The sequence below is a fragment of the Clostridium guangxiense genome, assembly GCF_021043395.1.
GTDB classification, from domain to species: Bacteria; Bacillota; Clostridia; order Clostridiales; family Clostridiaceae; genus Clostridium_S; species Clostridium_S guangxiense.
In genome coordinates, this window is sequence record NZ_JAJNKE010000039.1 from 1 (window position 1) to 25,607 (window position 25,607).

General features: G+C 31.3%; 26 protein-coding genes. 20 read left to right on the forward strand and 6 right to left on the reverse strand.

Annotated features, from left to right (window positions below; all coding sequences use genetic code 11):
* Nucleotides 1-337: 337 nt before the first annotated feature.
* The 6 genes from LQK79_RS17060 to LQK79_RS17085 all read left to right on the forward strand — a co-directional run bounded on the left by LQK79_RS17060 (nucleotide 338) and on the right by LQK79_RS17085 (nucleotide 8,268).
* A complete protein-coding gene (locus LQK79_RS17060) occupies nucleotides 338-1,015 on the forward strand; it encodes a manganese catalase family protein (protein ID WP_231017292.1) in 678 nt (225 codons plus the stop codon).
* Between the two features lie 247 nt (nucleotides 1,016-1,262).
* The gene (locus LQK79_RS17065) at nucleotides 1,263-2,876 is read left to right on the forward strand and encodes a peptidoglycan recognition protein family protein (RefSeq protein WP_231017293.1); all 1,614 of its coding nucleotides are present in this window, start codon (nucleotides 1,263-1,265) and stop codon (nucleotides 2,874-2,876) included.
* Between the two features lie 145 nt (nucleotides 2,877-3,021).
* Nucleotides 3,022-4,968, forward strand: coding sequence for a peptidoglycan recognition protein family protein (locus LQK79_RS17070; protein WP_231017294.1), 1,947 nt, complete (start codon nucleotides 3,022-3,024; stop codon nucleotides 4,966-4,968).
* Nucleotides 4,969-5,002: 34 nt separating this feature from the next.
* The gene (locus tag LQK79_RS17075; RefSeq protein WP_053242973.1) at nucleotides 5,003-5,458 is read left to right on the forward strand and encodes a C40 family peptidase; all 456 of its coding nucleotides are present in this window, start codon (nucleotides 5,003-5,005) and stop codon (nucleotides 5,456-5,458) included.
* A gap of 85 nt (nucleotides 5,459-5,543) precedes the next feature.
* On the forward strand, nucleotides 5,544-7,334 hold the full coding sequence (locus tag LQK79_RS17080) for a bifunctional homocysteine S-methyltransferase/methylenetetrahydrofolate reductase (protein ID WP_231017295.1): 1,791 nt from the start codon (nucleotides 5,544-5,546) through the stop codon (nucleotides 7,332-7,334).
* A gap of 13 nt (nucleotides 7,335-7,347) precedes the next feature.
* Complete coding sequence (locus LQK79_RS17085; RefSeq protein ID WP_231017296.1) at nucleotides 7,348-8,268, forward strand: leucine-rich repeat domain-containing protein; 921 nt, start codon at nucleotides 7,348-7,350, stop codon at nucleotides 8,266-8,268.
* A gap of 66 nt (nucleotides 8,269-8,334) precedes the next feature.
* Here LQK79_RS17085 and LQK79_RS17090 read toward each other — a convergent pair whose 3' ends face one another.
* The 3 genes from LQK79_RS17090 to LQK79_RS17100 all read right to left on the reverse strand — a co-directional run bounded on the left by LQK79_RS17090 (nucleotide 8,335) and on the right by LQK79_RS17100 (nucleotide 11,851).
* Nucleotides 8,335-9,255 (reverse strand): S66 peptidase family protein, encoded by a 921-nt coding sequence (locus tag LQK79_RS17090; RefSeq protein ID WP_231017297.1) that lies wholly within the window; start codon nucleotides 9,253-9,255, stop codon nucleotides 8,335-8,337.
* Between the two features lie 350 nt (nucleotides 9,256-9,605).
* On the reverse strand, nucleotides 9,606-10,556 hold the full coding sequence (locus tag LQK79_RS17095) for a magnesium transporter CorA family protein (protein ID WP_053242750.1): 951 nt from the start codon (nucleotides 10,554-10,556) through the stop codon (nucleotides 9,606-9,608).
* Between the two features lie 128 nt (nucleotides 10,557-10,684).
* Nucleotides 10,685-11,851 carry a zinc-binding metallopeptidase family protein gene (locus LQK79_RS17100; RefSeq protein WP_231017298.1) on the reverse strand — a complete coding sequence of 389 codons (1,167 nt, stop codon included), beginning with the start codon at nucleotides 11,849-11,851 and terminating at the stop codon, nucleotides 10,685-10,687.
* Between the two features lie 261 nt (nucleotides 11,852-12,112).
* Between LQK79_RS17100 and LQK79_RS17105 the strand changes: the two genes are divergently transcribed.
* From LQK79_RS17105 to LQK79_RS17150, 10 genes are all read left to right on the forward strand, one after another.
* The gene (locus tag LQK79_RS17105) at nucleotides 12,113-12,322 is read left to right on the forward strand and encodes a sigma factor G inhibitor Gin (RefSeq protein ID WP_053242748.1); all 210 of its coding nucleotides are present in this window, start codon (nucleotides 12,113-12,115) and stop codon (nucleotides 12,320-12,322) included.
* Nucleotides 12,301-13,728: an aminotransferase class I/II-fold pyridoxal phosphate-dependent enzyme gene (locus LQK79_RS17110; protein WP_231017299.1), complete on the forward strand. Its 1,428-nt coding sequence runs from the start codon at nucleotides 12,301-12,303 to the stop codon at nucleotides 13,726-13,728. Before LQK79_RS17105 ends, LQK79_RS17110 begins: the two co-directional genes overlap by 22 nt.
* Nucleotides 13,729-13,735: 7 nt before the next feature.
* The gene (locus tag LQK79_RS17115) at nucleotides 13,736-14,326 is read left to right on the forward strand and encodes a nucleoside/nucleotide kinase family protein (protein ID WP_053242747.1); all 591 of its coding nucleotides are present in this window, start codon (nucleotides 13,736-13,738) and stop codon (nucleotides 14,324-14,326) included.
* Between the two features lie 180 nt (nucleotides 14,327-14,506).
* A complete protein-coding gene (locus LQK79_RS17120; protein ID WP_053242746.1) occupies nucleotides 14,507-14,836 on the forward strand; it encodes a cyclic-di-AMP receptor in 330 nt (109 codons plus the stop codon).
* A gap of 40 nt (nucleotides 14,837-14,876) precedes the next feature.
* The gene (locus LQK79_RS17125) at nucleotides 14,877-15,821 is read left to right on the forward strand and encodes a DNA polymerase III subunit delta' (RefSeq protein ID WP_231017300.1); all 945 of its coding nucleotides are present in this window, start codon (nucleotides 14,877-14,879) and stop codon (nucleotides 15,819-15,821) included.
* A gap of 1 nt (nucleotide 15,822) precedes the next feature.
* The gene (locus LQK79_RS17130) at nucleotides 15,823-16,731 is read left to right on the forward strand and encodes a PSP1 domain-containing protein (RefSeq protein WP_231017301.1); all 909 of its coding nucleotides are present in this window, start codon (nucleotides 15,823-15,825) and stop codon (nucleotides 16,729-16,731) included.
* Nucleotides 16,732-16,747: 16 nt separating this feature from the next.
* Nucleotides 16,748-16,951: a cation transporter gene (locus tag LQK79_RS17135; protein ID WP_053242744.1), complete on the forward strand. Its 204-nt coding sequence runs from the start codon at nucleotides 16,748-16,750 to the stop codon at nucleotides 16,949-16,951.
* Nucleotides 16,952-17,153: 202 nt separating this feature from the next.
* Nucleotides 17,154-17,324: a DUF362 domain-containing protein gene (locus LQK79_RS17140; RefSeq protein ID WP_053242743.1), complete on the forward strand. Its 171-nt coding sequence runs from the start codon at nucleotides 17,154-17,156 to the stop codon at nucleotides 17,322-17,324.
* Nucleotides 17,325-17,661: 337 nt separating this feature from the next.
* Nucleotides 17,662-18,450: a motility protein A gene (locus tag LQK79_RS17145; protein ID WP_053242742.1), complete on the forward strand. Its 789-nt coding sequence runs from the start codon at nucleotides 17,662-17,664 to the stop codon at nucleotides 18,448-18,450.
* A gap of 2 nt (nucleotides 18,451-18,452) precedes the next feature.
* Nucleotides 18,453-19,226: an OmpA/MotB family protein gene (locus LQK79_RS17150; RefSeq protein ID WP_053242741.1), complete on the forward strand. Its 774-nt coding sequence runs from the start codon at nucleotides 18,453-18,455 to the stop codon at nucleotides 19,224-19,226.
* Between the two features lie 65 nt (nucleotides 19,227-19,291).
* Here LQK79_RS17150 and LQK79_RS17155 read toward each other — a convergent pair whose 3' ends face one another.
* Both LQK79_RS17155 and LQK79_RS17160 read right to left on the reverse strand, forming a co-directional pair.
* The gene (locus LQK79_RS17155) at nucleotides 19,292-19,993 is read right to left on the reverse strand and encodes an LrgB family protein (protein WP_231017302.1); all 702 of its coding nucleotides are present in this window, start codon (nucleotides 19,991-19,993) and stop codon (nucleotides 19,292-19,294) included.
* 4 nt (nucleotides 19,994-19,997) lie between these two features.
* Nucleotides 19,998-20,339, reverse strand: coding sequence for a CidA/LrgA family protein (locus tag LQK79_RS17160; protein ID WP_053242740.1), 342 nt, complete (start codon nucleotides 20,337-20,339; stop codon nucleotides 19,998-20,000).
* A 159-nt stretch (nucleotides 20,340-20,498) separates the two neighbouring features.
* Between LQK79_RS17160 and LQK79_RS17165 the strand changes: the two genes are divergently transcribed.
* From LQK79_RS17165 to LQK79_RS17180, 4 genes are all read left to right on the forward strand, one after another.
* Nucleotides 20,499-21,236: a tRNA1(Val) (adenine(37)-N6)-methyltransferase gene (locus LQK79_RS17165; protein WP_231017303.1), complete on the forward strand. Its 738-nt coding sequence runs from the start codon at nucleotides 20,499-20,501 to the stop codon at nucleotides 21,234-21,236.
* Nucleotides 21,237-21,253: 17 nt separating this feature from the next.
* Nucleotides 21,254-22,099 carry a 16S rRNA (cytidine(1402)-2'-O)-methyltransferase gene (gene rsmI, locus LQK79_RS17170; protein ID WP_231017304.1) on the forward strand — a complete coding sequence of 282 codons (846 nt, stop codon included), beginning with the start codon at nucleotides 21,254-21,256 and terminating at the stop codon, nucleotides 22,097-22,099.
* Nucleotides 22,100-22,310: 211 nt separating this feature from the next.
* Entirely contained in the window at nucleotides 22,311-23,408 is a 1,098-nt protein-coding gene (locus LQK79_RS21115; RefSeq protein WP_231017305.1) for a C40 family peptidase, read from the forward strand.
* A 97-nt stretch (nucleotides 23,409-23,505) separates the two neighbouring features.
* Nucleotides 23,506-24,630, forward strand: coding sequence for a C40 family peptidase (locus tag LQK79_RS17180; RefSeq protein ID WP_231017306.1), 1,125 nt, complete (start codon nucleotides 23,506-23,508; stop codon nucleotides 24,628-24,630).
* 507 nt (nucleotides 24,631-25,137) lie between these two features.
* On the opposite strand, the gene LQK79_RS17185 is transcribed toward LQK79_RS17180, so the two are convergent.
* Nucleotides 25,138-25,383 (reverse strand): AbrB/MazE/SpoVT family DNA-binding domain-containing protein, encoded by a 246-nt coding sequence (locus LQK79_RS17185; protein WP_053242736.1) that lies wholly within the window; start codon nucleotides 25,381-25,383, stop codon nucleotides 25,138-25,140.
* Nucleotides 25,384-25,607 lie beyond the last annotated feature (224 nt).

Consider the following 25,607-nt stretch of genomic DNA (forward strand, 5'->3'; position numbering starts at 1 on the left):
GTTAAAATCTTTCACTATAGTTGCTTCGCAATATTTATGAATTACGGTTAAAAATAAATTTAATGCGACAGCCCCTTAAACTTTGAACTATTATAAATAAATTTACTTAACTAAATCATAGACAATATTGAAAATTATAAATATACATAGTAAATAGTATTGAAACAAGGCTATAAAAATGAATAAAATATGGTTGTTGCAAAATAGGAGTAAGTTTTGCTGATAACCATATTTTTTATGGTGAAATTTATTATAGGGTATATAAGATTGCTTATGTATAAATAGCAGTTGGCAAGTATAAAATATACATGAAATTAAAATTGTGGAGGTGTAGAATTTGTTCAAACATGAAAAACAATTATTGAATAATTTACAAGTAAAAGTTGAAGGACCTAATCCTCAATATGCAGTTCTTATGCAGGAGCAATTAGGGGGAGGAAATGGAGAACTTAAGGCAGCACTTCAATATTTATCACAAAGTTTTAGAGTAAAAGATCAAACGATAAAAGATTTGTTTTTAGATATTGGAACAGAAGAGCTTAGTCATATGGAGATAGTGGCTGAAACTATAAATTTATTAAATGGACATAGTGTAAATCATGAAGCAGTAGGAAGTGGCGAAATTGAAAGCCATGTACTTAGTGGATTAGCACCAGTTTTGGTGAATTCCTCTGGAGAACCATGGACCGCAAATTATGTAACAGTTACAGGGGATCTTGTAGCAGATTTGCTTTCAAACATAGCTTCAGAACAAAGAGCTAAAGTTGTATATGAATATTTGTATCGTCAGATTAAAGATAGAGAAGTTAGAAATACAATAGATTTTTTATTAAATCGTGAAGAAGCACATAATGCCTTGTTTAGAGAGGCTTTAAATAAGGTGAAAGATACAGGTTCGAATAAAGATTTTGGAGTGACAGATGATTCTAAGTTATATTTTGATTTATCAACGCCAGGTAGATATTTCAATGATCCTAATCCCACAGAACCAAGCTTTTCTAATCCTAGAAGGTAAGCGAATAAAAATAAGATATGAAAATTTTAAACTAGATTGTACTGGAAACATTTGGTATGATCTAGTTTTATTTTTTGTAAAATTTAGGCTTTGCATTGGGAAAATTGAACCTTATTGAAATATTAGTGTATACAAATGAAGATTTTGCTTTAGGTTGATAAAGAAGTAAACGATAAATAACATAATGTTACATCATGAAATATATCGTATTTAAAACTTAATTTTATATACTAACGGAGTTGATAAAATGTTAAAAAAGAAATTAGCAGCGTTAATATTGGGAGTTTTAATTTTTTCTAGTAATGCTTTTATACAAACGAGTTTTGTACAAGCAGTAACGATTCAGAAGCAATACATAAATAACAATAGAAGTTATGAAAAATTACAGCCAATAGGAATAGTAATACATGATACTGATGAGCCAGGAGGAACAGCTCAAAATAATAGAGATTATGTTAATAGAGACGCTAATGCTAAAACATCAGCACATTATTTTGTTGATTGGGATTATGTAATTCAAGCTTTACCTGAGGATGAAGTGGCATGGCATGCCGGATATACAGCTAATCATAAATTCTTAAGTGTTGAGATGTGCGTTCCATATGGGCAAGATACTTTAAAGTTTAATGCAGTGTATAAGAATACAGTAGACTTAGTAGTGGCCATATGCAAAAAGTATGGATGGAGTTCTAGTAATATTTATAGTCATAATTGGGTATCGCAAGCTTATCACGAAACAGATCATACAGATCCTATAGGATATTTAAATCAGTACGGAAAGTCATGGGATAATATGATAAATGATATCCAAAAAGAAATTAATAGTACAAGTTCTAATGATAATACAAACAATAATACTAATCCAGCACAAAATACAAGTGGAAGCATATCAGAACTAAAAAGTATATTAACTAAAAATGGATATGGAAAATTAAATGCTGATAATGTAATAGATTCGACAACCATAGCAGCATGTCCGCTTCTAAAAAGTGGATCTAGTGGAGATGTAGTAAAGTGGATTCAAAGTAGGTTGGCAATAAGTGCAGATGGAATATTTGGAGCTGGAACTAAGCAGGCAGTAGCAAGCTTTCAAAAGGCAAATGGACTTGAAGCAGATGGTGTAATTGGAAAAATGACTTGGACTAAATTGTTGGGTATAGCAAATCAAAATAATAGTGAAGGTAATACAAGCAATAATACACCAGCTCAAAACAGCAGTGGAGATGTAGCAGAATTACAAACTATATTAAACAAAGATAGGTATTCGCATTTAGTAGTTAATAATTATCCAGGCGTAGATACTATAGCAGCATGTCCGTTATTGCAAGTAGGCTCTAGTGGAGAAGTTGTAAAATGGGTTCAAAAGAAATTGGGAATAAATGCGGATGGAGCGTTTGGAAATGCAACTAAACAGGCGGTAATAAATTTTCAAAAGGCAAATGGACTTGGAGCAGATGGTGCGGTAGGGAAGATGACATGGACAAAGTTACTGAATTTATCAAATCAAAATAATGGTAGTACTATAAATAGTAATACAACAGATAGTAATAATCAGACAACACCAACACAAAATGCAAGCGGAACCATAGCGGAGCTGCAAACAATTCTAAATAAAGCTGGATATGGAAAATTGACAGTGGATAATCAAGCAGGACCAGCAACTCTAACAGCATGTCCGTTATTGCAAGTAGGCTCTAGTGGAGAAGTTGTAAAATGGGTTCAAAAGAAATTAGGAGTAAGTGCGGATGGCATATTTGGAAGTGGAACTAAACAGGCGGTAATAAATTTTCAAAGAGCAAATGGACTTGGAACAGATGGAGTTATTGGGAAGACGACATGGGTAAAGTTATTGGGAATGTAAAACATGATGATAATGTAACAATGTTGTAAAATTATTGCACAACAGCACCATTTATGTTAAGTTAGATATAAGTAGCATAGAATATAAAATGACAATTATTATTGTAAAGAGTCAAATTTTTACATGACAATATGGAGATGAGTTAATGTTAAGAAAAAAAATAATGGTGATAATTTTATCAGTTGCAATTGTTGTCACAAGTAATGTTTTTTTTACACAAAATTTTGTACAAGCTGTAACAGTTAAAAAGGAGTACATAAATAATAATAGACCGGGGACAAGCCTACAACCTACAGGCATAGTAATACATGATACTGATGATCCAGGTGGTACAGCCCAAAATAATAGGGATTATTTTAATAATTATGCAAGTGCACAGGCTTCAGCACATTATTTTGTTGATTGGAATCAAGCTATTCAGGCGATTCCAGAAAACGAAGTTGCATGGCATGCTGGACCTACAGCTAATAGTAAGTATTTAGGTGTTGAAATGTGCGTTCCGTATGGAACTGATCAAGCTAAGTTTAATGAAGTATATCAAAACACAGTGGAGTTAGTGGCTTCCATATGTAAAAGATATGGCTGGAATTCGAACAATATTCATAGTCATAAATGGGTATCAGAAACTTATGGCGAAACAGATCATACAGATCCTATAGGATATTTAAACGAGTATGGTAAGACATGGGATCAGCTATTAAGTGATATTCAGAAGGCTATAGATGGTACAAGTTCTGGCAATAATCCAACGCAGCCAGGTGCAAGTGGAGATATAGCAGATTTGCAAACGATACTTAATAACAATGGATATGGGCATCTAACAGTAGACAATCAAGCAGGGGCAGCAACTATAGCAGCATGCCCACTTTTAAAAAGTGGATCTAGTGGGGATGTAGTAAAATGGGTTCAAAAGAAATTGGGAGTAAGTGCAGATGGAATATTTGGAAATGCAACTAAGCAGGCAGTAATAAAGTTCCAAAATACAAATAGTATTGAGGCTGATGGAATAATAGGAAAAATGACTTGGGCAAAATTATTAAATTCATCAAGCTCAAATACTACTAATCCAAGCACTGGAGGAAGTATAGGAAATAGTACAACACCAAGTACTAGCGGAGATATAGCAGATTTGCAAACAATACTTAATAACAGCGGATATGGAAAATTGACAGTGAATAATCAGACAGGACCAGCGACAATAGCAGCATGTCCACTTTTGGAAAGCGGATCTAGTGGAAATGTAGTAAAGTGGGTTCAGAAGAAATTAGGAGTAAGTGCGGATGGAATATTTGGCAATGCGACTAAACAGGCAGTAATAAACTTCCAAAAGGCAAATGGACTTACGGCTGATGGAGAAATCGGGAAAATGACTTGGACGAAGCTACTAAGTTCATCAAGTTCAAGCACTACTAATCCAAGTACTGGGGGGAATACAGGAAATAATACAACACCAAGCACTAGCGGAGATATAGCAAATTTGCAAACAATACTTAATAACGGTGGATATGGACATTTAACAGTGGATAATCAGGTAGGACCGGCAACTATAGCAGCATGCCCACTTTTAAGCAGTGGATCTAGTGGAGATGTGGTAAAATGGGTTCAAAAGAAATTAGGGGTAAATGCGGATGGAATATTTGGCAATGCGACTAAACAGGCAGTAATAAATTTTCAAAAGGCAAATGGACTTGAAGCAGATGGTGTAATTGGTAAGGGAACTTGGACAAAACTATTAAGTTCATCAAGTTCAAATACTACTAATCCAAGCACTGGAGGAAGTGCAGAAAATAATACAACACCAAGCACTAGTGGAAATATAGCAGATCTTCAGGCAATACTTAATAACAATGGATATGGACATCTAACAGTAGATAATCAAGCAGGACCAGCAACTATAGCAGCATGCCCACTTTTAAAAAGTGGATCTAGTGGAGATGTAGTAAAATGGGTTCAAAAGAGATTAGGAGTAAATGCAGATGGAATATTTGGAGATGCAACTAAGCAGGCAGTAATAAGTTTTCAAAAGACAAATGGACTTGGAGCTGATGGAGAAATCGGGAAAATGACTTGGCAGAAGCTTTTGGGTATTTAGTAAAAAAATATATCTATAGAAATGGAGTGTCTATATGAATAAGATGAAAAAGGTTATTTCTATTTTCTTTGTATTTACACTGTTAATAAATGTTTTTTCAATTAGCAAAGTTAAAGCTAGTTCAGTAAGTGAAAATGGACAGGCTATTGTAATGTATTCAAAAATGTTTTTAGGAATACCATACATGAATGCTGGAACAACAACAGCAGGATTTGATTGTTCTGGATTTGTTCAATATGTATATGCACATTTTGGAGTAAACTTGCCAAGAACAACATATGATCAGGTTAAGGTTGGAACCAAAGTTAGCAAAGACGATTTAAAACCTGGAGATATCGTTTTTTTTGGAACAGAAGATAATGTATATCATGATGGTATATATATAGGTGGGGGAAGGTTTATACATGCCCCTAAGACTGGAGATGTAATTAGAATTGAATATTTGAAGTATATGGAGTTTTATATTGGGGTTAGAGTGATACAAAATTAGTATATCTTTATTTACATCTTTTAGATATTCAGTATGTATGATAGAATATACGTAAATTTACTATTTAATAATGGAGAGATAGTCTATGAATATATTTGAATATTTGAAAAATAATTTTCTCATTACAGATGGAGCTATGGGGACTTATTACTCAAAAATAACAGGTGATAATAAGTCATTTTGTGAATTTGCAAATTTAAATAATGCTGGAATAATAAAAAGCATACATAATGAGTATATCGAGGCAGGTGCCAAGCTTATCAGAACAAATACTTTTTCTGCTAATGCTATAACTCTTGATGTTTCTAGAGAAGAATTGGAGAATATTATAAAAAGAGGATATGAAATAGCAAAAGAAGCTGTTGATGGGAAGGAAGTATTTGTAGCGGCTGACATTGGACCGATAAATATATCTGGAATAGATAAAACGGTTGAGGATGTGTATAATGAATATAAATTTATAGTTGATACATTTATGAGCGAAGGTGCTGATATATTTGTATTTGAAACTTTAAGTAATTTAAATTGTTTAGAAGAAATTGCAGTGTATATTAAGAAAAAAAATAAATCAGCATTTGTGTTAACACAATTTGCAGTTATGCAGGATGGATATACAAGAGATGGAGTAAGTATAAATGGAATTGTTAGCAAAATAAAGGAAATTAAAGATATAGATGCTTTTGGCTTCAATTGTGGTTCCGGACCTGCACATTTATACAGTATGCTTAAAAAATTAAATATATATAGGGAGAATATTATATCAGCCCTTCCAAATGCAGGATATCCTGAAATTGTAAATGAAAGAATGGTATACATTGATAATCCTGATTATTTTTCAGATAAAATGCTATCCATAAAAAAATCTGGAGCAAAGATAGTTGGTGGTTGCTGCGGAACTACTCCGAGACATATAAGGGAACTAAACTATAAATTGAGAATAGATGGTTCAAAGGTAATCTTAAAGACTTCGGATGAAAATAAAGTTATAAGAAAAGTTAGAAAAACTAATAATAAATTTATAGATAAACTTAATAGAAATAAGTTTCCATTGGTGGTAGAATTAGATCCACCTACAAACACAATGATGGATAAGATTATGCATTGTGCTGAAGTGTGTAGAGACAATAATATAGATTTAGTTACTGTTGCAGATTCGCCGATGTCAAAAGTTAGAGTTGATTCCATTGTAATTGCTTCAAAAATAAAAAGAGAAATAGGTATAGATGTTATGCCGCACATATGCTGCAGAGATAAAAACATAAATGCTATAAGATCAAGTATACTTGCAGCCAATATAGAAGGCATAAGAAATATACTGGCTGTAACAGGTGATCCCGTTTCTGGAGCTGAAGAAATAAAGGCTAAAAGTGTATTTAATTTAAATTCTTTTAGACTTATAGAACTTATATCAGAAATGAATAAAGAGGTTTTTAATGGTGACGAAATAAGTATAGGTGGGGCATTAAACTTAAATGTTTCAAATAAAAATTCAGAAGTAGCCAGGATGAATAAAAAGTTATTAAATGGTGCTAAATTTTTTCTAACTCAACCTATTTTTGAAGATGAAACTATAGAGTTTTTATCGAATTTTAAAAAAGAAAATGATGTTAAAATTTTAGGTGGAATTATGCCTCTTATAAGTTATAAAAATGCTCAGTTTATAAATAACGAACTTCCAGGAGTTAGGATACCACAAAAGTATGTTGATAGATTTGACAAGGATATGACAAGAGATGAAGCAGAAAAAGTAGGAATAGAAATAGCTGTAGAGATTATTAATAAAATAAAAAATCATGTTGATGGTTTATATCTTGTTACACCATTTAATAGAATTGAAATGATAATTAAGGTGATAAAGGCATCTATAGGTATATAAGGAGGGCGTTTTAATGAAAAAGTATAAGATCGTATTTATGGTTCTTTTCTTCTCTATGTTTATAGGGTTTAATGCAAAAGCTGAAATTTTTAAGGATAATCAAACTGTTGATAAAAATAAGAAATGGACAATAACATTTACTAAGCCTGTAGAACTAAATGATAATACAAAAAACAGCATAATTGTATTTGATCAAAATGATGGTAGCAATGCTGATATAAATCTAGAGTTAACCAATAATAATAAAAGTATAGTGGTAGATGCACCTGATGGCGGATATAGGTCAGGCGAAAAATACTGCTTAACTATAACAGAGGATATGAAATCCCAGAGCAATGACACAATTAAAAATCCACTTACGTTGACATTTTCGGTTGCAGGTGATGCTTCTGGCATAATTTTTAATGACAAAAATTTGGAAAATGCCGTAAGGAAACAAATAGGTAAAGAAACTGGAGACTTAACACAAAATGATTTAGATAAAGTAACCACACTTGCAGCAGTAAATGCAGATATAAAAGATCTTAATGGAATTGAAAATTTAAGAAATTTAACGGAAGTTTTCCTTGGAGGCAATGCAATTACGAGTATTGAACCACTAGGAAAGCTAACTAAGCTTGAAACTATAAATTTAGTTGGATGCCAAATTCAAGATATAAGTCCGCTAAGTTCAATTCCTAGTTTACAGTTTTTATTCTTGAGTGGTAATAATATTGTTGATATAACGCCAATTGAAAAATTGACAAATATTCAGTATTTATCTTTAGATAGCAATAAAATTGAAGATGTTAGTCCTCTTTTAAAGCTTAAGAGTCTTACAGATCTTGAGATTTCAGATAATCCTATTAAAGATACTACACCTTTAAAAACATTGAGTTCACAGTTGAAGAGAAAAGATTTTGATATAGATTCTTCTGGAAATGTTATATTTTAAAGAAGCAAAATATACTAGATAAAAGGGCGCTGTCGTACTAAAAAAATTGCGACAGCCTCATTTTATTTATAGATGTACTACTGGTTCTAAAATTTCAATGGTTTTAGCATTACAATTAATATGAGCCTTAGCACCTATTGGAAGTGTAAGCTTTGGATAATCATGTCCACTCATGAAGTTTGAGATAGTTGGTTTGTTTAGAGACAATATGGTGTCTTTTATTACTTCTTCAAGTCTTAAGCTTCTTTCATAATGAGGTAAAGTGCAATTCTTAAATTGACCTAGTATGAACCCACTGCATTCCTGAAGTTTTCCACATAAAAGAAGATGTGTTAACATTCTATCTATTGAATAAGGCTCTTCGTGAACATCTTCTATAAAAAGTATATTATTTTTAAAGTTAACTTCATAAGGAGTTCCTATGGTATTACTTATAAGTGATAGGTTACCTCCCACTATATCTCCAGATGCATTACCAGATATTTCACATTTCATATCAATTTTTGGTGGATTTTTTATTATATATTTTCTATTTCCTTTCATAAGAGTATCTAAAAAGGATTTTAAAGTATATTCATCTTCTAAGTTTGAGCTCGCCATTGGTCCATGAAAAGTTATAAGGCCTGCTTTATTAAAAAATACATTTAAGTAAGTTGTTATGTCGCTAAAACCAACAAATATTTTTGGGTTGTTTTTTATTACATCAAAATCTATATATGGAAGGGTCCTCATAGAACCATATCCACCTCTTATGCATAGAATCATGTCTACATCTTTATCAAGGAACATATCCATAATATCCTCTGCTCTAGCTTTATCTTCTCCTGCAAGATAACCATATTTATCATAAACGTGGTTACCTATTTTCACTTTGAAGCCTAGATTTGTAAGAAAATCTATTCCTCTTTTTATTGCTTCTGGTTTTTCTGGACTTGATGGTGAAACTATTCCTATAATATCACCATAATTCAATTTTTTACCTATCAAAAAAATCACCTTCAATCATATTTAAAATATATTTATTAGGTATACTCGTTCAGTGGGATTAACATCATAAGAGAGTGTGTTATGGTTTTAGAATTACATGGGCTCCGCCCAAACCCTTAGAATATAGAAACGCTAATATATAATTCCAGAATCACATGGGCTTCGCCCAAGCCCCTAGAATATAGAAAGACTAATATTATAAATTCCAGAATCACATGGGCTCCGCCCAAACCCCTAGAATATAGAAACGCTAATATATAATTTCAGAATCACATGGGTTCCACCCAAACCCCTAGAATATAGAAACGCTAATATATAATTTCAGAATCACATGGGTTCCACCCAAACCCCTATAAGTGTATATCTCTTTTATACAGTAGCAAGGCTACTATGATCACGGAGAGTAGGGAGATGCCGCAAATTACTTCAAAACCATATCTATAGTTAGCTAGAGGAATACCTGTAACGTTCATTGAAAATAAATTTGATATCATTGTTGGTACTGAAAGTACTATTGTGATCGTTGTTAAAAATTTAATTACTAAGTTTTGATTGTTTGATATTAATGAAGCAAAAGCATCCATAGTTCCACTTAATATATCACTATATATGCTTGCCATTTCTATGGCCTGTTTATTTTCTATTATAACATCCTCTAGAACGTCTTGATCTTCAGGGTACTTTTGCATGATTTCAAGCTTCATCATTTTTTCTAGGGTTATTTCGTTTGATTTAAGTGAGGTTGAAAAATAAACTAGTGACTTTTCAAGGGATAAAAGTTGAATAAGTTCTTTATTTTTAAGTGATTTATGAAGTCTTTTTTCTATCATGACGCTTTTTTTGTCTATTTGCCTTAAGTACACCATATAGTAGGTTGCAACTTTGAATAGAATTTGAAGTATAAATCTTGAACGTTTGAAAGTGAAAAAAGTTTTTACTTTTCCTTCGATAAAATCTGTTATGGTTTTACTATTTTTTAGGCATATAGTTATTATTTGATTTTTAGTATGTATTATTGCTAAAGGATATGAGTCATAAGTTAGAGAGTTATCTTCCATTTCAGTGAAGGGGATGTCCACAATAATAAGTATATTATCATCTTCTATTTCTAATCTTGATGTTTCTTCATCGTCTAGTGCTGCCTTTAAAAAATCCATTGGAACTTCAGTCTTTTTGTGTATGAGCATTAATTCTTGCTCAGTAGGTGCTACAATATTTATCCAACATCCAGGTTCTATGTTTTCAAGCATTTGAAGTTTTGAAGGTGTATTTAAGTCTGTAGTTTTATATATAGATATCATATATTTACTATTATACTTTATTTAAAAATATAACAGATTCACCTGCCTTTCATTTATATATATATTATACCAAAGCTGCATAGTATCTGATACAAAAAACTATGATGTTTTGATTTTTGACTTTGCTTTTAATGAATTTGCAGATTGCTAGTTTCCATTTTGCTAAGCTCGGTCTTTGCATCAACTATTAGTGATTGTTTCTCAATAATATCGAAAGCTGTACATGCTAGTGCTTGAGCTGCTTTCATTATGACATCGTTGGCAAATTTGGTAATGGTAGCATCTGCAAATTGTTTTGTTCCATAAATTATAGTACTATCCTGTACAATTGAAACGTATGGGTGTATGCAAGGTACCACATGACTTACGTTACCAAGGTTTAAAGGAGAAAAAATGTTTTTTACTCCATTAATATTTATTATTCCACTTTCCTTAAGATTATGAGAAAATAATCTGGATATAGTTGGATTAGTTATAAGCTCTTTACATGGAATATCATAAAGATGTAATTCAGAAGATACGTTTAAAAGAGAGCATGTTAAGTCTATAAAGCTTTTAATTTTATTTTCAATCTTGTCTGCAAGTTTAGATGAAGATGTTTTTATTGAAAATCTTGCCTCCACACTTTGAAGATAAGAATTATTTATGCTGTTTACATTTATATCATTTATAAAGCAGTTGTTTTCAAAGCCTTTGGAAATAACATTTAGCGCATCAAAAGTAAACAGACATGCGTCCAGAGCAGAGTATTTGCCGTCTAAAGTATCTTTATGTGCATTATCTGTATATTTAATTTGAAGAGGAATAATAGCCATGGAAGTACCACTTTCGGCAGTTATAGTATGAGGCTGCACCATTAAAACTGCATCAATATCTTCAAAGGTTCCTTGCTCTACCATAGCCACCTTTGAACCACTTATTATTTCTCCAGGACATCCAATTACTATTAAGCTTCCACCTAGTTTTGGAATTACTTTTGAAAGTGCAATGGCAGAAGCTATTGATATTGCACTTTGTGCATTATAACCGTATACATGACCTTTCTCGCTTAAAGCATCATATTCACAGGTAAAACAAATTTTTGGATGACCTTCCCCATATTGAGCATAAAACGATGTTGGTATACTTAGATAACTTTGAGTAACTTCAAATTGATATTTTTTTAATAAATTTGATATGTAGTTGTATGATTTATATTCATAAAAGCTCTCTTCAGGATTATCGTAAAGATACTTTGTAAGTTCCCAAATTTCATCTTTTATTGTACTTAAAAATGTTGCCATTTCTTGTTTCATTAAAAACACCCCTTTGCAGAGTAGAGAGTAAAGCGTAGAGAGTAGAGTGAATGTAGACTCTCCTCTCTGCTATCTACTCTTTACTCTAATTTTTAAAATTTGAATATTTCAGCTAATTTTATAATTTATATATTAGTATTCCCTTAAAAAATTAAAATATAAATTAAAAAAATTATTTGGACAAAATAAAAATGGACTAGGTGGTGAATAAAATATAATATGGAGGTAATAATTCCTAACAGTTAAGGAGGAATATAATTTATGAAAAAAAATTGTATTATATGTGGCAAGGTTTTAAAAGATGGTATAATGATTAATGGTAAAGGAATGTGTAAAGCCTGCGAAAAAAGATTAGTAAATCTTAAGGATAAAAATGATTTTTACGAGTATTACAAAGAGTGTATAAAGAAAGAGATTGCTCACATTATATCAAGAGGAGAGGATTGTGATTGTCAAAATTACCACTTATAGATGGAATTATGAAATATATAAGCGAAAAAAATAATTTATTTTGTATGCCTGGTCATAAGCAGGGAAAAGGATTTTTATGTACTAATGAAGGAAAAATTTTTTATGATAATTTTATCAAATTTGATTTGACAGAAGTAGATGGACTTGATAATCTGCATCATGCAGAGGGGATAATAAAAGAGGCAGAAGAAAAACTTAGTGAATTTTATGGAACTAAAAAATCATATTTTCTTGTTAATGGAAGTACAAGTGGAAATTTAGCTATGATTTTTACATGCTTTAATGAGGGCGATAAAGTAATTGTTGAAAGAAATTGTCATCGATCCATATTTAACGGTATAATAATGAGAAAATTAAAGCCGGTTTATATAAAAAATAATTTTAACGATAAAATAAATGCTCCTTTAGCTATAGATGAAGAATATTTTTTAAAGTTATTAGATGAAAATAGAGATGCTAAAGGAGTAATAATAACTTATCCTAACTACTATGGAGTATGCTGTAACCTTGAGTTTATTGCAAAGGAAGCTAAAAAAAGAGGAATGAAGGTTGTGGTTGATTCAGCACACGGAGCTCACTTTGGAGTGTGTGATGAACTACCTAAAAGTGCAGTTAAGCTTGGATGTGATATAGTTGTAATGAGTGCACACAAAACACTTCCAAGCCTTACACAGACAGCATATCTTCATCTGTGCAGTAATGATGTAGAAATGGACAAGCTTGATTTTTATGTAAGTTCATTTTTAACTACTAGTCCCTCTTATATTTTTATGGCTTCTATGGATTATGCAAGATTCTATATTGAAGAAAAAGGTGAGGATGAATATAGAAAACTCATATATAAGTGTAATAAATATGCTAGAAAGATAAACAAAATTCAAGGAATGCATATTTTAAGTGAAGAGGATTTAAAAAATGAAAATCAGTGCATTGATAAAACAAGATTTGTTATAAATGTTGATAAAGGATACAGTGCATTTAAATTATATAATTATCTTAAAAAGAACTTCATTCAGCCAGAAATGTGTGATAGTCAAAATGTAATTTTAATATTTTCACCCTTCAATGGTGAGGAAGAATTTGAAAAATTATATACTGTGCTTAAGGATTGCAAAATGGAAGAGCTTCGAGATAAGAATCTTGATTTAAAGGAATTATCTATACCTAAAATGGGGATAAACCCATGGGAAGCATTAAATGGTGGAAAAGAGATGGTAAATATAGAAGAAGCAGAAGGAAAAATATGCGCTGATGCTATTGTACCATATCCACCAGGGGTGCCAATTCTCATGCCAGGAGAAATAATAAGCAAGGTATCTATAGATGAAATAAAATATTATTTAGAAAATAATGCTTTAGTTATGGGAATTAATGAATACAAAATAAATACTGTAATTAGAAGGTGAAAATGCTGTGGGTAAAATCTTTTGTTTGATGGGCAAAAGCAATTGTGGAAAGGATACAATATTTAAAATACTTAAAAACGACAAAACTTTAAATTTAAAACCAGTCGTAACCTATACAACTAGACCTAAACGAGTTAATGAAACGGATGGAGTAGAATATTTTTTTATTGATGAAGAAAAGCTTGTTAATTATAAAAATTTAGGTAAAGTTATAGAAGAAAGAGTATATAATACTGTAAGGGGGAAATGGTATTATTGTACAATAGACGATGGACAGATTCAATTTGAAAGCGAAAATTATATTTTAATAACTACTCTAGAAGCATATGAAAATCTAAAAAAATATTTTGGAGAGAAAAATGTTATCCCGATATATATTGCTGTTGATGATGGAATGAGACTAGAAAGAGCTTTGAAACGAGAGAGAGAGCAGAGAAAACCAGAGTATAACGAGCTGTGCAGAAGGTTTTTAGCAGACAATATAGATTTTTCAGAGGAAAAGTTAAAAGCATGTAATATTGCTTACAAATATGAAAATTATGATTTAGATTTGTGCGTAAAAAAAATTAAAAATTGTATGACTAAATTTATTGTTTGATATTAAAAAATAATTGCAAAGTGTAATGAATTTTGTGATAAAATATACGTATATAGTGAAACTAGCGAAGCTAAAAACTATATATGCACCAAAATTCCCTGAAGATTTGAGTTTTGGAATGTAAATAGTTTAAATTTTGCATTAGTTTTACTCAAATTAGAACTTATAGGAGGGATTAATATGAAACTAATAATTGTGATTGTTCAAGATGATGATGCAGGTGACTTAATAGATGTTCTAACTGATGGTGGATTTAGAGTTACAAAACTAGCTACCACAGGTGGATTTTTAAAGTCTGGTAATACGACTCTTATGATAGGTATTGAAGAAAAAGACGTTGACAAAGTAATTGACATCATTAAGCAAGAATGCGGAACAAGAGAACAAGTAGTGACATCACCATCTCCAGTTGGGGGTTCTACTGGTGTATATGTTCCTTATCCTATAGATATAGAAGTTGGTGGTGCAACTATATTTGTTGTTGATGTAGATAAATTTTTAAAGATATAAAGGTAATGCGAATGGTGAGTATAAAATTAGGAGGCTTTCTATGAAGTTTAGCGATATAATTGGGCATGAGGAAGTAAGACATGAGTTTGATGAACTTATAAAAATGGGGAAGGTTTCACATGCACATATTATATGCGGTGAAGATGGCATTGGTAAAAGTTTTGTTGCAAGGGAACTAGCGGCTAAAATTTTAGGCAAAACTGAAATTAAAGAGTATGCAGATTTAATTGAATGGAAAATAAGTTCAGGGAAAAAAAGTATATCTGTAGACCAAGTTAGAAGTATAATTGAGGAAGTAAACAAAAAACCTTATGAGGCTGATAAAAAGGTAATAGTTATTCATGATGCAGACTATGTTACTATTCAAGGGCAAAATGCTTTACTTAAGACAATAGAAGAACCGCCTCATGGGGTTTTTATACTTCTTTTATGTGAAACTATGGGGAGACTTTTAGATACTATAAGATCTAGGTGTCAACTTCATAAAATGAAAAAGTTGTCTAAGGAAGAAATGATAACTTTTATAAAAAGAAAGTATGGAGATCTAGCTGATAAAGAAATTAAAGCTATTCTTGCCTTCAGTGGAGGAATTCCAGGAAAAGCTGAAGACTTTATGGAGAATACGTCTTTGAATTTAATAAGAAATGAGGTTATAGATATACTCCTTAATATAAAGAAAATGAATTATGATAATATAGTAAAATGTTCGCAGAAATTGACAGAATATAAAGAATTGTGGCAAGAAGTTATAGAATGTTTTACTGTATATATAAGAGATTCATTGGTATATAAAGAAACAGGAAAAGATGATATTATAATAAATAATGATAAACTAGAAGATATAAAAAAGCTTGCAATGCAGTTTTCAATGAATAAACTTAATAGAATTTTTGATATATTAAATTTTGCTAGAAGCAATATAGAAAGTAATGTAAGTATAGAGTTAACATATAATACGATGCTATTTAAAATACAGGAGGTTTGACATGGTAACCGTTGTAGGAATTAGATTTAAAAAGGCAGGAAAAATTTATTATTTTTCTCCTGATGAACTTAAAATAAATAAGAAAGATAATGTGATAGTTGAGACTGCAAGAGGAATTGAGTTCGGAACTTGTGTTATAGGAATTAAAGACGTTCCAGAGGAGAATATAGTGAGTCCCCTTAAAAGCGTAATAAGAATAGCAACAGAAGAGGATAAAATTAAGTATGCTGAAAATAAAAAGAAGGAAAAAGAAGCCTTTAATATATGCTTTGAAAAAATAAAAAAACATGAACTTGTAATGAAGCTCATAGATGTAGAGTATACCTTTGACAATAATAAAATTATATTCTATTTTACAGCTGATGGAAGAGTTGATTTTAGAGAATTAGTTAAGGATTTAGCAGCTGTTTTCAGAACAAGGATTGAGCTTAGACAAATAGGAGTAAGAGATGAGGCAAAGATGGTTGGAGGTCTTGGTGTATGCGGAAGACCAATGTGCTGTGCTGTTCACCTTGGAGATTTTGCTCCTGTTTCCATAAAAATGGCAAAGGAACAGAATTTGTCTTTGAATCCATCCAAAATTTCTGGTGTGTGCGGAAGGCTTATGTGCTGTCTTAATTATGAACAAGAAACTTATGAGTATATAAGAAAAAAATTGCCACAGGTTGGTTCAATAGTTTATTCTAAAGAATATGGAAACACTGAGGTAATATCTAATAGTGTTGTTAAAGAAAAGGTTAAGGTTAAATACAAGATGCAAGATGGAGAAGAAGCAGTAGCTGAAATTCCTATAGAAGGCCTTACACTTGTTTCAGGAAAATATGAAGGAAGTGTTGATGAATCTCAGATAAAACTTGAAATTCAAGAAGAGGATTCAGAAGCTATAAAACAATTGTTTAAAGCTGATTAGGGAGAAGGAATTAAGCATGAAATCTGTTTTAAGGGTAGGCAATATATGCAGTGTAAATGATGTAAATAAAGTTAGAAATGTCGTTTCACAAAATGAAGGAGTAGTTGCTTGTTATATTAATAAGGAAAACAAAATTGTTGAGATAATTTATGATAATTACCTTTTAAAATTAGATGATATTATAGAATCCATAGAAAGTTTGGGATACTTTATAGAGTGACATGTTAGATACATTGGCTTAAACCATTAACCGTATAGAACTCTAAAAAGCCACTTCCCTAGCAATAGAAAGAAACTATTTTTAGTTTACCTATATATTTGCAGTTTTAAGAGAAAATAAGTTTGAAAATTAATAAAATCGTGATACAATATTAGGGAGTATTAGAGTACTCAAATGTCCTTTGGATGGGAGGTGTATTAATATGGCATATAAAATAACAGATGCCTGTGTTAGCTGCGGTTCTTGTGCTTCAGAATGCCCAGTTAGTGCTATAAGTCAAGGAGATACTCAATTCGTCATTGACGAAGGGACATGCATAGAGTGTGGAAATTGTGCTAATGTTTGCCCAGTAGGAGCCCCAGTTCAAGAATAGGCTATATGTATTTTTATAAAAAAGTTCGCAATTTTGCGGACTTTTTTGTTTCGCACAAATATATATTGAAACGGAATTATTATAATAAATAAAAGATTTTTTTAATCATATATGTAGATTGTTGTAAATTTATAAATTATTTTTACGATAATAAACTATAAATAAATGAAGTTATCTTTTTGTTCAGTTATATATGGTTAATAATTAGGATCTTAACTTATGTATTTATTATGATACCCTGAAATAAGTTTTGGTAGTATGCTGACCATCTAAAACTGCAAATTTAGTATATATAAATAGATTGAATAATTGCTAGGTATTTAAGGAGGAGAAGAGTTTGGATAGTATTATATTTTTAGTTGTTGCTTTAGGTGCAATTATAGCAGGATATACAATAGATGGCGGTAACATTACTCACCTGTTTCATGGAGCGCCTGCTATAATTGTTTTTGGAGGAACAATTGGTGCTGTTGGTGTATCTTATCCTATTTCTGAATTGAAAAATATAGGTGCTGTTATAAAAGTTGTATTTTCAAAGCCAAAGGCAGATTTAGTCGAATTAATAGCTTATTTTAAGCAGATAGCATTTAAAACTAGAAAAGAAGGATTGCTTAGTATTGAAGAGATGGTATCTGGAGATGATATAGATCCATTTATAAAAAAGGGTCTGCAAATGGTTGTTGATGGAATTGAACCTCAAACAGTAAAAGACACACTTGAATTAAGCGTTGAACTTATAGAACAGAGGCATAAAGCTGGTATTGCAATTTTTGAATCGGCAGGTGGCTACGCTCCAACACTTGGAATTATAGGTACAGTTACAAGCCTTGTTGTTGTTCTTGCAAGTCTTAGTTCAGATACTTCAGCTCTTGGAGAGTCTATATCAAGTGCATTTATAGCTACACTTTATGGTATCAGTTCAGCTAACCTTTTATGGCTGCCTATAGCAACTAAGCTTAAAAGATATAATGAAATAGAGATGAAAGAAAAAAATTTGATAATTGAAGCTATATTGTGTATACAAGAAGGTATAAATCCTAATACACTTGATGAAAAGTTAAAAGGATTTTTGGACAAGAAACAACTTGCACAGTATGAAAGTCAAAGTGCAAGAGAGGGTGAATAAGTATGAGGAAGAAAAAAGCCGAACAGCCAGAAAATGCAGAGCGTTGGCTTCTTACATATTCGGATTTGATAACTCTTTTGATGGCATTTTTTATAGTAATGTATGCTTCTAGCACAGCAGATAAAGTTAAAATGGCTAAAGTTTCAGCATCAATAAGATCAGCATTCGGGGCATCAGGAAAATCAGTTATTGGTGAGGATAGTTCTATAAATCTAAAGCAAAATGATAAACTGCAGGAAGCTGAAAAGGATGCTGCAATTTCAACAGGCGATGCTCAAAGAGCAGAAGAAAATAAATTAAAAGAAGTAAAACAAAAGGTAGATACTTATGTTAAACAAAACGGACTTACTGGAAGTATAAGTACCAATTTACAGGAAAGAGGACTTGTAATACGTATTGTTGATACAATGATGTTTGATACTGCAAAAGCAGATGTAAAGTTAGATGCACAGAATAGGCTTGTAGAAATAGGGAAAATATTAAAAGGTATTAATAATATTATAAGAATAGAAGGACATACAGATAGCAGGCCTATGCATGATCAATATTTCCAATCTAATGTTGAATTATCGGCTGCAAGAGCGGCAAATGTTTGGCATGTCTTAGAAGATAAAGCAGGGGTGCCACATAATCAATTAATTGCATCTGCATATGCTGAAAATGATCCTGTGGCTGTAAATGATAATGAGGCTGATATGGCTAAAAATAGAAGAGTTGATATTGTAGTTATAAACTCAAAATATAATTCTGTTGAATCAAATCAAAATAATAAATAAAAAATATGTACAGGGCAAATCATAGTCCTGTACATATTTTTTATAGGCTTATTTTAAAACAAAGCCTATAAAATTAATGATAATATTTTTACTATTATAGGTGCAACTATTACAGTAATAAGTCCAGCTACTCCAATAGAAAGACTACTCATAGCACCTTGTGTTTCTCCAATTTCTATTGCCTTTGTAGTCCCAATAGCATGAGAAGATGTTCCCATAGCTATTCCCATGGCAACAGGATCTTTTATCCTAAAAAGCTTAAATACAAGTGGTCCTATTATTGATCCAAAGACGCCTGTTAGTACAATAGCAGCTACTGTTACAGCAGGAATACCACCAATTTGCTTTGATACAGATTGTCCTATAGGAGTTGTTACTGATTTCGGAAGTAGTGACAAGTCAATCATATTAGGTAATTTAAAAATATGGCACATAGCTGCAATACTTAACATTCCGAATATCGATCCTATAGATATGCCTAGAAGTATTGGTACAATATTTTTCTTTAGAAGATCAATTTTTTTATAGAGAGGAACTGCTAGAATAACAGTTGATGGTCCTAAAAAAAATGATATGAATTGACCTCCGGCATTATATTGATTAAGGGTTATATTTAGTCCTTTAAGTATAAAAATAACAATTATTATGCTTATTAAAAGGGGGTTAAAAATTGAGAGCTTTGTTTTTTTATACAAAAAAAGACCTGCTTCAAAAGCTATAAGGGATATTAATATTGAAAATAAAGAAGTATGTATAAGTGCATCCATAACTTCACCTCCTCTTAAGTAGTTGTACAGTTAGACCAGTAACTGCCATTATAATAATAGTAGAGATTAGTATAATAAAAGTAATGCTTATAAGGTTTTTCTTAAGAAGTCCAAAGCATGAAATAAGTCCTACACCAGCTGGAACAAAGAAAAATGCTAGATGTTCCAGCAGAAAATTGCTTATTTCTTCAATTTTTTCTAACTTAATAATGCCTGTATTAAGGAGGATTAGTAAAATTATCATTCCTAAAACATTTCCTGGTATCGGTAAGTTTAATAATTTGTTTAATGCTTCTCCAATAAAGCAAATTCCTAAAATTATACACAATTGTCTTAATAGTTTCATTATTTCACCTCCAATTTGTGTGAATTTTTTAATATTGCCTAGAAAATATATAATAATATAATATAATATAAAAGAGCAAAAAATGATTTTGTAAGAAAAAAGCGAATAGAGAAATTATTATGAAAATTTAAAAAATATATATAATTTTGAGGTGAGCGTATGGAACTAATAAAAGATGATGAAACACTTGATGATCTTCAGATTAATGGAATTAAAGTTATACAAAAAAAGAATGCATTTAGATTTGGAGTTGATGCAGTGCTTCTTGCCAACTATGCTAAAATTAAAAAGAGAGCTAGAGTTGTTGACTTGTGTAGTGGCACAGGTATAATTCCATTTATAATCGCGGGAAAAACTGAAGCGTCATCTATAACAGGACTTGAAATACAAGATGAACTTGTCAGCATGGCCAATAGAACGGTTAAGTATAATAATTTTGAGGATAAAATTGATTTCATGCATGGAGATTTAAAAGATGTAGAACTTATTAAAGGCATAAAAAAAGCAGATATTGTAACTGTAAATCCTCCATATAAGCTTTATAATTCTGGTATAATAAATAAAAATGATAATAATGCTATTTCAAGGCATGAAATATGTTGCAAACTTGAAGACGTCATATCAGCTTGCCGTATTATATTAAAGGATAATGGGAAGCTTTTTATGGTACATAGACCTGAAAGGATAGCGGATGTTTTATGTATTATGAGAAAATATAAGATAGAGCCTAAATCAATAAGAATGGTTCATCCAAGCGTAAAAAAGGCACCAAACATAATGCTTGTTGAAGGCCAAAGGGATGGTGGAAGATTTTTAAGATGGGAAGAGCCTTTATATATTCACAATGAGGATGGAAGTTATACTGAGGAAATTGAAAAGATATATGGAAGAATATAAAAGTAAGGAGTATAAGTATGATTGGAAAAGTATTTTTGGTTGGTACGCCTATAGGTAATTTAGGAGATATAACTATAAGAGCCTTGGAAACTTTAAAGAACTGTGATGTTATAGCAGCGGAGGACACAAGACAAAGTTTAAAACTGTTAAATCATTTTAATATAAAAAAGCCTCTTATAAGTTATCATAAATTTAATGAGAAAGAAAAAAGCATTGAAATAATAAAATTAGTTAATGAGGGAAAAAGCGTGGCAATAGTCACTGATGCGGGTATGCCTGGAATATCAGACCCAGGAAGCGTGGTTGTACTAAAATGCATTGAAGAAAATATAGATTTTGAAGTGATCCCCGGACCAACAGCATTTGTGACGGCTCTTGTTTATTCTGGAATGGATAGTTCCAAGTTTTTGTTTAGAGGATTTTTGCCAAGGGAAAATAAAGATAGAAATGAGGTTATTAAGCAAATTAAAGATTCACGTGAGAGTATCATGTTCTATGAAGCACCGCATAGACTTAAAAATACTTTAGAGTTTTTGCTAAATAGTTTAGGAGACAGAAAAATAGCAATTTGTAGAGAACTTACAAAAGTTCATGAGGACATAAAAAGAACAAGTTTGTCAGAAGCAGTGAATTTTTATAAGGAAAATAATGCAAAAGGAGAATATGTGCTTATTATTGAAGGTAGAAGTGAAGAAGAAATTAAAGGGGAAGAAAGAGCAAAATGGGAGCAAATAAGTGTAGAAGATCATATTATACATTACCTTGAAAAGGGATTTTCCAAAAAAGAAGCGATAAAAATGACGGCTAAAGATAGAAATGTGCCTAAAACTGAAATATATAAATATTCTATAAATTTAAAATAACTTAAAATTATAGAATATACTAAAGTATATTGTAGAAATGTATACAATACTCTTGATAACTCTAAAATTATATGGAAAATGGAAGTTGTAAAGCTATAAGTAATAATGCTATAATAATTCTAATATATATATATAAAGTTGTGCTAGGGCAAGTGCTACTTTATATCACGCTGAAAATATTTACATAAAGTATTTAGTAGGGGGGATATTAGTGCATAAACGAATTTTGTCCGCTATTTTAGTGGCAAGTATAGTCTTTTCAGTTGGTTCAAGTGCGTTAGCTGCACCAACTCAAGGTCAAGTAAATCAAAGTAAAACAAATTTAACTCAGTCACAACAAAAAGTACAGGATCTAGAAGATAAAGTAATGAAAATAGACGGTGACATTGAAACGATTTCAAAGGAAAAAGCTGACATAGATGGCAAGATAAGCAAAGTTCAAACAAGCATAAATTCAATAAAGAAAAATATTATAGCATCTCAAAATAAGATAAATAGTGAACAAGAGTTATATAGTCAAAGAATAAGAACGATGTATATGAATGGAAAAGAGCAAAGTTACATAAATATTGTTCTTGGTTCAAAGAACTTTAGTGATCTTATATCTAATATTGAAACAGTGCAGAAAATAGCAGATTATGATAAAAATCTTATGGATAATTTAAATTCTGAAAAAAGCCAAATTGAAAAAGAAAAGGACAAGCTTTCTAATGTAAAAGCTAACTTAGTTTCATTACAGAGTCAGCAAGAAAAGAAAATTAAAGATGATCAAGACAAAAAGTCAGAAGCATTGGCATTGGTAAGTAAAGCAAAAGCTGAAATGCAAAAGAATAAAGCTTATTATGACCAGCTTCAAGTTCAACAAAATGCAGAAAAAGCAAGACTTTTAAGCATGAATACAACAACTTCAGCTTCGACTTCGTCTTCATCAAGCAATGTAGCACAGGATAGAGGTCAACATGTTAATGTTAGTGCTGGAGGAGTAGTTGGTATTGCAGCTAGATACATAGGAATTCCATATGTATATGGAGGCGCAAGTCCTTCTGGATTTGATTGCTCTGGACTTGTAATGTATTGTTACGCTCAAATTGGAGTAAGCCTTCCACATTATACAGGAGCTCAGGTTAAATATGGTACTACAGTAACAGGAGCTTTACAACCAGGCGATTTGTTATTCTTTGGTTCAACAACAGCTCCGGATCATGTAGCTATATACGCTGGAAATGGACAAATGATTGAAGCACCACATACAGGAGCTAATGTTAGAATTGTTTCTGTTAGAGGCTATAGTATTGCAAAAAGGCTATAACAAAGAGTATAATATAAGTAAATATGGTTTTTAAGGGCATAAAAGTGCCCTTTTTTATGTTTTATAAAAATATAAACTTTTAAGAAGGAATGATAGCATGCATAAGAAATTAGTAAGTGTATTTGTTGCTTTAGGAGTAACACTATCTTGTACAAGCAATACCTTGGCTGCACCTCTTCAACAACAATATAGCAGCAGCTTACAGCAGTATGAAAATGCTCTCAAGGGTGTACAAGAGATAGAAGATAAAATTTCAGTTATTGATAATGAAATTGGAAAGATAAATAACGATATATCAAGTACAAATAACAAGATATCTGAAAGTAAAGCAAAAATATCTGATGAGCAGCAAAAACTGAATGAAGCACAAGAGCAAATTGAAGAAGAGCAAAGCATTTATAGGCAGAGAGTTAAAGCGATGTATATAAGTAATACTGATATGCAGTATATTGAGGTTATCTTAAATTCAAAAACTTTTAGCGATCTTATAGATAATGTTGAAAATGTTAAAAATTTAATTCAGTATGATACTAACATTATAGATAATATTAATAAACAAAAACAAAGTATTGATAACCAGAAAAAAACACTTGAGGCTGATAATTTTAAACTTGAAAAATTACAAAGTGAAAATAGGAGTAAATTAAATGCTTTAAATTCTAAGAAAGCAGAGCAAAATAAGCTTATGGCTAGTGAAAAAGCTGAGGAGAATAACCATAAGGCAGATATGGAAAAAATACAAAGTGCAATGGATGCTGAAAAGAAAAAGCTGCAGGCATTAAATGTATCAACAAGTTCTGGTAGCAGTTCTGGAAGCAGCAGTGTAAATAAAATTACAAATCCAACTGTGAATCCGAGCCCTTCTAGTTCGGCTAGTGGACTAGCTATTGTAAAATATGCTAGCCAATTTGTTGGAGTTCCATATGTATGGGGAGGAGAAAGTCCATCTGGATTCGATTGTTCAGGACTTGTCCAATATGTATATGCTCAATTTGGAATAAGTTTACCAAGAACAAGTGAAGCACAGGTTGGTTGTGGTTCTCCTGTTACGGGTGATCTTGAACCTGGAGATCTTTTGTTCTTTGAACCAGCTTCTGATGGTCCTGGACATGTTGGTATATATGCTGGTGATAATACTTTTATTGAAGCACCTCATACTGGGGCAAATGTAAGAATAATGCCATTAAGATCATATTGTGCTGCTAGACGTATAATAAAATAATGCGAAGTAACAATACTTCGTTGCATACACATATGCGGGGTTTGGGCGTAAGCCCATGCCCCGTGCATGTTTACTCGCTGAAAAGATGGTCAGACAGATTGAAATATCTAAGTATTTTATGATTTTTGAACCAAGATTTATTAGGATTTTTTTAAATCGTCCCTTCAGCATTGTTACTTCGCTCACACGGTAGTACAAGGAAAAAATTCCTCCGTACCTACGGAATTTTAGGTGTGAATCTTTGTAGAAATGAGAATTTGAAGCAGTGCACAATTCACAGTGAAGGTGGATTTATCTTTGATTTTACTCAGGTAAATCTTAGAACTTATTAGTGTAAGCTGCGCTGAATACTATATTTTACGCCATGTGCAAGCATTAAGTTTAAGATTTTTTGCAGCGGTAGCGGAGAAAAATCATCTTTCATTGTATTTTGTCCTTTGAGTAAATATATAGAAATATAAAAAAACAACATAGACAAGCTATGCTGTTTTTTTACTAGAAATCTATTTATCTTCCTTCTTTTAATTCTTGAAGGCAATTTTTACAAATATTTTTTCCTTTATAATTTACTACATCTTTTGCATCACCGCAGAATATACAAGCAGGTTCATATTTCTTTAAAATAATTTGTTCCCCATCAACATAAATTTCTAAGGCATCTTTTTCAGCTATATTTAAAGTTCTTCTTAATTCTATAGGGATTACTATTCTGCCTAACTCATCTACTCTTCTTACTACTCCTGTTGATTTCATTTTTTATCCTCCTTAAATTACATCATTCGACAAATACTACAATTAAATAATAACAAATATTACATTAAAAGTCAATATTAAAATTTAATATAGTTACATTTTTTTTATTAAATTCCATCTAAAGTTAATATACTACCATATAATTCAAAAGTCAATGGTTTTTTTGATTAAATTCAAGTATTTACCATGTCCACAAAACTAGAAATATCAATGTAAAGGTAAAA

Coding starts and splice junctions, on each gene's coding strand:
- LQK79_RS17125 (WP_231017300.1), top strand. CDS start 14,877: ATGAAGTTTAGCGATATAATTGGGCATGAGGAAGTAAGACATGAGTTT.
- rsmI (WP_231017304.1), top strand. CDS start 21,254: ATGATTGGAAAAGTATTTTTGGTTGGTACGCCTATAGGTAATTTAGGA.
- LQK79_RS17185 (WP_053242736.1), bottom strand. CDS start 25,383: ATGAAATCAACAGGAGTAGTAAGAAGAGTAGATGAGTTAGGCAGAATA.
- LQK79_RS17065 (WP_231017293.1), top strand. CDS start 1,263: ATGTTAAAAAAGAAATTAGCAGCGTTAATATTGGGAGTTTTAATTTTT.
- LQK79_RS17180 (WP_231017306.1), top strand. CDS start 23,506: ATGCATAAGAAATTAGTAAGTGTATTTGTTGCTTTAGGAGTAACACTA.
- LQK79_RS17165 (WP_231017303.1), top strand. CDS start 20,499: ATGGAACTAATAAAAGATGATGAAACACTTGATGATCTTCAGATTAAT.
- LQK79_RS17150 (WP_053242741.1), top strand. CDS start 18,453: ATGAGGAAGAAAAAAGCCGAACAGCCAGAAAATGCAGAGCGTTGGCTT.
- LQK79_RS17085 (WP_231017296.1), top strand. CDS start 7,348: ATGAAAAAGTATAAGATCGTATTTATGGTTCTTTTCTTCTCTATGTTT.
- LQK79_RS17120 (WP_053242746.1), top strand. CDS start 14,507: ATGAAACTAATAATTGTGATTGTTCAAGATGATGATGCAGGTGACTTA.
- LQK79_RS17080 (WP_231017295.1), top strand. CDS start 5,544: ATGAATATATTTGAATATTTGAAAAATAATTTTCTCATTACAGATGGA.
- LQK79_RS17095 (WP_053242750.1), bottom strand. CDS start 10,556: ATGATATCTATATATAAAACTACAGACTTAAATACACCTTCAAAACTT.
- LQK79_RS17075 (WP_053242973.1), top strand. CDS start 5,003: ATGAATAAGATGAAAAAGGTTATTTCTATTTTCTTTGTATTTACACTG.
- LQK79_RS17155 (WP_231017302.1), bottom strand. CDS start 19,993: ATGGATGCACTTATACATACTTCTTTATTTTCAATATTAATATCCCTT.
- LQK79_RS17140 (WP_053242743.1), top strand. CDS start 17,154: ATGGCATATAAAATAACAGATGCCTGTGTTAGCTGCGGTTCTTGTGCT.
- LQK79_RS17070 (WP_231017294.1), top strand. CDS start 3,022: ATGTTAAGAAAAAAAATAATGGTGATAATTTTATCAGTTGCAATTGTT.
- LQK79_RS17160 (WP_053242740.1), bottom strand. CDS start 20,339: ATGAAACTATTAAGACAATTGTGTATAATTTTAGGAATTTGCTTTATT.
- LQK79_RS17105 (WP_053242748.1), top strand. CDS start 12,113: ATGAAAAAAAATTGTATTATATGTGGCAAGGTTTTAAAAGATGGTATA.
- LQK79_RS17135 (WP_053242744.1), top strand. CDS start 16,748: ATGAAATCTGTTTTAAGGGTAGGCAATATATGCAGTGTAAATGATGTA.
- LQK79_RS17100 (WP_231017298.1), bottom strand. CDS start 11,851: ATGAAACAAGAAATGGCAACATTTTTAAGTACAATAAAAGATGAAATT.
- LQK79_RS17130 (WP_231017301.1), top strand. CDS start 15,823: ATGGTAACCGTTGTAGGAATTAGATTTAAAAAGGCAGGAAAAATTTAT.